Origin of the sequence: Rahnella woolbedingensis (assembly GCF_003602095.1) — a bacterium.
Lineage (GTDB): Bacteria > Pseudomonadota > Gammaproteobacteria > Enterobacterales > Enterobacteriaceae > Rahnella > Rahnella woolbedingensis.
Genome location: NZ_RAHH01000058.1, coordinates 1 through 6,683, shown reverse-complemented (window position 1 = coordinate 6,683; position 6,683 = coordinate 1). Strand labels below are relative to the sequence as shown.

5 protein-coding genes and 3 pseudogenes are annotated in these 6,683 nt (G+C 50.1%); 5 read left to right on the top strand and 3 right to left on the bottom strand.

Going from position 1 to position 6,683, the window contains the following annotated elements:
- The coding region (locus D6C13_RS24830; protein ID WP_244212799.1) for an Ig-like domain-containing protein at positions 1 to 2,186 on the top strand (2,186 nt) is incomplete at its 5' end.
- A 130-nt stretch (positions 2,187 to 2,316) separates the two neighbouring features.
- Here the strand turns inward: D6C13_RS24830 and D6C13_RS26030 are convergent.
- Entirely contained in the window at positions 2,317 to 2,505 is a 189-nt protein-coding gene (locus D6C13_RS26030) for a plasmid mobilization protein (RefSeq protein ID WP_425272755.1), read from the bottom strand.
- A gap of 725 nt (positions 2,506 to 3,230) precedes the next feature.
- Between D6C13_RS26030 and D6C13_RS24815 the strand changes: the two are divergent.
- A pseudogene (locus D6C13_RS24815) lies at positions 3,231 to 3,770 on the top strand (IS21 family transposase); the annotation flags it as partial.
- 47 nt (positions 3,771 to 3,817) lie between these two features.
- Here D6C13_RS24815 and D6C13_RS24810 read toward each other — a convergent pair.
- Together D6C13_RS24810 and D6C13_RS24805 are read right to left on the bottom strand one after the other, a co-directional pair.
- Positions 3,818 to 4,243, bottom strand: a pseudogene (locus D6C13_RS24810) (transposase); the annotation flags it as partial.
- Between the two features lie 323 nt (positions 4,244 to 4,566).
- Positions 4,567 to 4,800 carry a hypothetical protein gene (locus tag D6C13_RS24805; protein ID WP_120135284.1) on the bottom strand — a complete coding sequence of 78 codons (234 nt, stop codon included), beginning with the start codon at positions 4,798 to 4,800 and terminating at the stop codon, positions 4,567 to 4,569.
- Positions 4,801 to 4,967: 167 nt separating this feature from the next.
- Here D6C13_RS24805 and D6C13_RS24800 point away from each other — a divergent pair, with 167 nt between their 5' ends.
- The 3 genes and pseudogenes from D6C13_RS24800 to D6C13_RS24790 form a co-directional block, all read left to right on the top strand.
- Entirely contained in the window at positions 4,968 to 5,279 is a 312-nt protein-coding gene (locus tag D6C13_RS24800; RefSeq protein ID WP_120135283.1) for a type II toxin-antitoxin system HigB family toxin, read from the top strand.
- Complete coding sequence (locus D6C13_RS24795; RefSeq protein ID WP_120135282.1) at positions 5,276 to 5,713, top strand: helix-turn-helix domain-containing protein; 438 nt, start codon at positions 5,276 to 5,278, stop codon at positions 5,711 to 5,713. Before D6C13_RS24800 ends, D6C13_RS24795 begins: the two co-directional genes overlap by 4 nt.
- A 179-nt stretch (positions 5,714 to 5,892) precedes the next feature.
- Positions 5,893 to 6,584 (top strand): annotated as a pseudogene (locus D6C13_RS24790) (IS3 family transposase); the annotation flags it as partial.
- Between the last annotated feature and the right edge of the window lie 99 nt (positions 6,585 to 6,683).

Below are 6,683 nucleotides of genomic sequence, written 5' to 3'. Positions count from 1 at the left end.
CCAGCGGGCACTCGGGCAACTTTGTGGTGACGATTGATGTGCCGGACACCACGCCACCGGATGCACCGGTCATCACTGAAGTGTATGACGATGTGGGAACACATAAAGGCCCGGTAGCGAATGGCGGTAAAACCGATGACAGCCAGCCTCTGATTTCCGGTACAGCGGAAAAGAACAGCGTTGTGACGGTAAAGGTTCATTCTGCAGCAGGGCATGATTACACGCTGGGTAGCGTGGTGACCGACAACGCAGGACACTGGAGCTACCAGTTGCATGGTGGCCAGGATATCACCAACGGGCTGGGTGACTGGACCTTCACGGCGCAGGCCAAGGATGCGGCCGGCAACAAGAGCGGCTGGAGTGCGGGCTACACCGTTGAAACTGTCGGCTCTAACCAGGATGACACGACAGCACCGGATACACCGGTTATCACAGCCGCCATTGAAACCTACGATAACGGCCATACCACCGGGGTGACTAACGGTGACACCATTGATGACAACACCCCAGAACTGATTGGCGATGCGGCAGCGGGCAGTGTCGTGACGATTTACGACGGCGCGGTTGTGATTGGCTCTGTTACGGCAGATTCAAAGGGTACCTGGTTCTATGATATCGCCCGGGCTCTTGCTGACGGCAGACACACCTTCACCGTTACGGCAACGAATGCTGCCGGCAACACTAGTTCACATTCCGGTGAGTTTGTGTTGAATGTTGATGCGTATGTTCCTGACACCACCCCACCGGACGCACCAGTTATCACTGATTACTATGATGATGTTGGTGATTCTAAAGGGCACGAAAGCAATGGCAGCACGACCGATGACACCACGCCAACCCTGAACGGCCAGGCTGAAGCCAACAGCATTGTTAAAGTGTACGAGGGCAGCACTCTGCTGGGTTCGACCACCGCCCACGGTGACGGTACCTGGAGCTTTACGCCATCCGCACGCAGTGAAGGTAAGCACACCTTCTTCGCCACTGCGACAGATGCCGCAGGCAATACCAGTACGCACTCCAGTGATTTTGTTGTGGATGTGGAGACTGCGCCTGTTTTACCTGCGTTTGGCTATTATGAGGATAATTACCAAGCATATAATACGCTGCATGGTGGCAACGGGACGGGATACGCGTTTTTTAATGACGCCACCCCAACACTACATGGAACTGGAAAGGCGGACTCGGTCGTAAATATTTACCGGGAATCCTATGCCCATTCGAATTATGTTTTAACGTGTGTTGGTAGCGCTCAGGCCGACGCTTCCGGAAACTGGTCCTTTACAGATAGTGTGACACGAAGTGCGCACTACTCATGGCGTATTGTTCCTCTGGATCATGCAGGGCATGAGATAAATGAAGGGGCGACGGTTACTCCAGATCTATGGATCGCTGATGAACAGGATACCAATTATTCAACCAGCGGCAACCTGGGTGATTTGTTAACCCCTCCTGAATTCAATTACTTTGAGGATAACTACCAGGCGTATAATACGCTGCATGGTAGCAACGGGACGGGATTCGCGTTATTTAATGACGCCACCCCAACACTACATGGAACTGGACAGGCGGACTCGGTCGTAAATATTTACCGGGAATCCTATGCTCATTCGAATTATGTTTTAACGTGTGTTGGTAGCGCTCAGGCCGACGCTTCCGGAAACTGGTCCTTTACAGATAGTGTGACACGAAGTGCGTACTACTCATGGCGTATTGTTCCTCTGGATCATGCAGGGCATGAGATAAATGAAGGGGCGACGGTTACTCCAGATCTATTGATCGCTGATGAACAGGATACCAATTATTCAACCAGCGGTAACCCGGGTGATTTACTGACCACTACCCAGCATGAAGCAGCCGCGTTACTTGCAACGACATCAGATCTTCAGGCTGATCATGCGGTCATTAATCTGCACAACAATGCAGTTCAGACGCTTTATCTCACATTAAATGACATTCTCAGCGAAGCCCATCCGAATCTCTTTATCCAGGATGGTCATCAGCAACTAGCGGTAACCGGCGATCAGGGTGATGTGGTTGAACTGAAAGTCAACGACCTGTCTCACAACACCTGGCAGGATAGCGGTGCAGTGACGGCAGGTGGCATTCAGTATGAGGTATACCAGCATGCAGGCAGTGATGTCGAACTGTTGGTTCAGCACGGTCTGGAATTACATCAGGTTTCATAATCCCTGACGTGTTCTGACCTTAATCCATCCCTGGCTCCGGCCGGGGATTTTTTATGGGGTTCCGGCGTAGCCCCCTTACGGTCAGACGGTTCTGTTTACTGGAACGAAACTACTCGTTAATCTCAAATCTCTAAACGTAGGATAATTTCCGGACTCCAGGCGGCCCCCTAATGCGGCGACCCAACGCACAGCGACGCAGATACTCTCCCACGCTCAGACCGGCGGCGTGGGCGCTTTCCTTTATCTGTTGCTTTTCTTCCGGCAGGCAACGGATGCTCGGAAGTAATGCCGCTCTGTTGCGTTTTTCGCTCCTACTCATGGGGGCCTTTTCCTTCCCGTCTCGGCAGTTATAGTCTCGCGGGGTGTCGGGGCGAAGCCCTGACCAGGGCGTTTTGTTGGACAGACTGCGTGCAGGCGGTGCTACAAAACATATCCTGTCCCTTGTTTTAAACTGGATTGCTGCGTTCTTCCTGAAAATGTCTTGAATGTCATTACACCGGGTGGAGAATGGGGCGCCTTAGATTATTGGTCTCTGGAACAGGCGCACTTGCTCACTCTGTTGAATGAAAACGTAAAAGGAATAATGAGCATGGCGGCAAACAGTTATTACTCTCAGGAGCAACTTAACTGGCAAAACTTCAGCTGGAAGAGTTGCCAGATTTGAATGCTGCGCGCATGACGGGTAAGGATGTGCTAGAGAAACTCAGAGAACAGCTTATAGATCTGTCGGTTAAAAAAGGATACAGCGCTCAGGAAATTAAATCGGCGTTGGATACAGCAGGAATTGTCATGAGTGTGAAGGCCATTAAAGAGGCTGCGTACTCCGACCCAAACCGACCATTGATTCCGATGTTATCCGATCGCACTTTCCGATTTAATTCGACCGCTGATTCCGATTTGTCCCGGCCAAATTTGGCCATTCGTCGGAATCTGTGATCGGATTGTCGGAATCGATGATCCTGTCGTCGGAACCCCGCGCTTTTCACTTTTAAAACAATGGACAACACTTTCTCCTGAAAACACATCTTTCGGAGGAGTGTCACCATGGCAAGACTGAGAACGCGGATGAGTAAAATTAAAGAACTGCTGCGCCTTAAATTTGACTGTCACCTGCCTAACAGGAGTATCTCGGCCTGTCTGAATATCGGATGCAGCACCGTATCTGATGTTGTAACACGCTTCAGGGCGAGCCAACTGGCGTGGCCCCTTCCGGAAGACATGACCGAATCTCAGCTCGAAGCGTTGCTCTATACCGGACGAGACTGCGGCAGTAATAAGCGCATGCCGGACTTCCCGTTATGCCATCAGGAACTCAAGCGCAAAGGGATGACTAAAATCCTGCTCTGGCAGGAATATCAACAGGAAACGGGTGAAAGTGCTTACGGGTACAGCCAGTTCTGCAATCTTTACAACGACTGGCTGAAGTTACAAAAGCGCAGTATGCGTCAGTATCATATCGCCGGTGAGAAGCTGTTCCTCGACTTCTGCGGACCCACGGTCTCCGTGCTCAACCCGGACACGGGAGAAGTCCGGCAGGCGCAAATCTTCGTCGCCACGCTGGGCGCCTCAAACTACACCTATGTGTTAGTACCGATGTAAAAATGGGTCTTCCGCAACTTGGGTGGAGCTAATCATGCAAGAGGACTCATCACTCGCCGCCTCAACAGTTCGAACCCGGCACGACCGTACATTTGGCGTTTCAACATCTTCAGTCGGTTTACATGCCCCTCAACAACGCCGTTACTCCACCTGCAAGAGATAGCTTCAACTATTGCCGCTGCATCAGATTCCATTCCTGCAGCAACACGCTGGAGGTCTATAAGTCCGCTTTCGCTTACATTAATGAATCACGGGTTTAACAGTGTTTTATTTCTCGTTTTCAGCATTCTGTAAAAGTCGAGTGCCAGTTGCTGCGCCATTTTCAGCTGAGGCTCTTTCTCGCACATCAACCCGATGAACCGTGATGCGTAGTTTTCTTCCCCTCTGATTATTCTCCAGGGCATCAACCAGCGACTGACTCTTGAGGCTGAGGGAAGACGAACCGAAGTAAGGATCGGATCTGTCATCCGCTGTACGCCACATACCAGTATTATGGCAAAGGAAAAGCGAGGGCACCCAAGGAAATCCCTGCTCAGACCATCGTTGCCGAAACTGCTCTGACGACTGCGCAGCTTGAGGATTTATTAAGTTACGTCGTGCGTAACGGAAACTGAAGTAACCATTTTGAACCTTCAGATTTGCCCACCGGTGCGCTTGGCATGCTGTATCGCTGTGAGGAATCTGAAAGTTGGGTCATGGTGTGGGACGCTGAAGGATGGCCGGTGGCCGTCAATGATGTATTCAATTTTGACGGTTTTGTAATGGCATCGGTAGCGGACTGTTAGTCGACCAGTGTGCCGAGAACTCGACAGATTTCCGCGCTGTTTTTCTCTGACAGCGCGGGAAGCAGTATGGAAAGTGTCAGCGATCGGGTGGCAAGTTCGACCACTCGGTCGATAGCCGGTGATTTCTCGTATGCTTTATATGTTCGCAGGCATTTCCCCAGTTCTTCAGCTGCACGTTCCTGATCCCATGTCATCCCTTTACGCCAGAGCCGCAATTCATAGCCTGTCATAATTAATCCTAAAAGTGTAATAATTGCACTTTTATAGAAAAATATTGACAATATGGCTATTAAGTTCAGTGAGTGGTCACAATATGTGAACATTATCCGTGTTCACATATTGTGGACATGGCGGTGAGGGAGTATAATTATCTCATGCCTACAAGACAGAGAGATTTATGCGGGTTATATCAAAGAAGCCGTTTGACGAGGCGGGGAGGCGATTTCCAAACGACGCCGTTGCGCTGGAAGATGCTTATAAAGTGCTGCATACAGGGCGTTTTCTAACCCCTGATGCCCTTAAAGCACGCTTTGGCAGTCTTGACCGATTCAAATACAGGCAGAAATGGTGGGTGATTGATATCGGCGGTAACAATTTACGGATCATCACTTACATCAAGTTTGAAACGCAGAACGTATTTATCAAGCACGTCGTGACGCACAAAGAATATGACCGGCTAACCGACCACTACAGGAGAACTCCAGAATGATGACAGCAAATAGTTATGAAGCCGCTTTAAACGCTACGGCCACATTGATCAATGCCGTTCCCCTGCTGGGGGGAAGCCATAGCCGTGAAGACTACGAGCAGGCTCTTGAGATGGTAGAGCGTCTTATCGATACCGACGATGAAAATCCTCTCATTGATCTGCTGGCTAAAAAAATTGCTGATTATGAAAATTCGACCCCTGAATTTGAGGCATTCAACACGCGTATTGCTGCGTTGCCGCAGGAGCTGGCGATGCTGCGCGTTCTCATGGATCAGCACGGTCTGAATCAAAGCAGTTTCAAAGAAGAAATAGGTGCACGCTCTTTGGTCAGCATGATCCTGAAAGGCGAGCGTAAGCTTACCCTGGAACATATGAAGGCACTTTCAAAGCGCTTTGGATTGCCTGTTTCTGCCTTTATCGACGAGAACGCATGATATCAGTAACATTCTGAATTGATGACGTTATGCATAAAAAGTGCAATTTATGCTCTTTTTAAAGCCGCTTTCGAGCGGTTTAATAAGATGGTCACCCCCACCCTGTGTGAAGTGGTTTACTGAATTTGGCCACCTGAACAGAGGTGATATGCTCACCTCAGAACAACACAGGTGCTCCAATGAAAAGAAGAAATTTTAGTCCTGAATTCAAACGCGAATCCGCTCAGTTGGTTGTCGATCAAAACTACACCGTCTCTGATGCCGCTAAGGCTATGGATGTCGGTCTTTCCACGATGACAAAATGGGTCAAGCAACTGCGTGAAGAGCGTCAGGGAAAAACACCAAAATCCTCTCCGATAACACCGGAACAAATCGAAATACGTGAGCTGAAGAAAAAACTACAACGTATTGAAATGGAAAACGAAATATTAAAAAAGGCTACCGCGCTCTTGATGTCAGACTCCCTGAACAGTTCTCGATAATCGGGAAACTCAGAGCGCGTTATCCTGTGGCCACTCTCTGCCATGTGTTTGGGGTTCATCGCAGCAGCTATAAATACTGGAAAATCCGTCCTGAAAAACCAGACGGCAGACGGGCTGTGTTACGAAGTCAGGTACTTGAGCTGCATGGCATCAGCCACCGTTCGGCCGGAGCAAGAAGCATCGCCACAATGGCAACGCAGAGAGGCTACCAGATGGGGCGCTGGCTTGCTGGCAGGCTCATGAAAGAACTGGGGTTGGTCAGTTGCCAGCAGGCGACTCACCGGTATAAGCGTGGCGGTCATGAACACGTTGCTATCCCGAATCACCTTGAGCGACAGTTCGCCGTAACAGAGCCAAACCTGGTGTGGTGTGGTGTGGTGTGGTGTGGTGTGGTGCGGTGATGTGACCTATAGTGTGCCCGGAGTTCAGGGCGAGCATGGACGCTCAAATGAACCACGAGTCTGTCTGGAATATTGAACCGGTAACTC

What these genes read in the sequence shown, in the direction of transcription:
- D6C13_RS24795 (WP_120135282.1), top strand. Translation starts at nt 5,276, where the DNA reads ATGATGACAGCAAATAGTTATGAAGCCGCTTTAAACGCTACGGCCACA.
- D6C13_RS24805 (WP_120135284.1), bottom strand. Translation starts at nt 4,800, where the DNA reads ATGACAGGCTATGAATTGCGGCTCTGGCGTAAAGGGATGACATGGGAT.
- D6C13_RS26030 (WP_425272755.1), bottom strand. Translation starts at nt 2,505, where the DNA reads ATGAGTAGGAGCGAAAAACGCAACAGAGCGGCATTACTTCCGAGCATC.
- D6C13_RS24800 (WP_120135283.1), top strand. Translation starts at nt 4,968, where the DNA reads ATGCGGGTTATATCAAAGAAGCCGTTTGACGAGGCGGGGAGGCGATTT.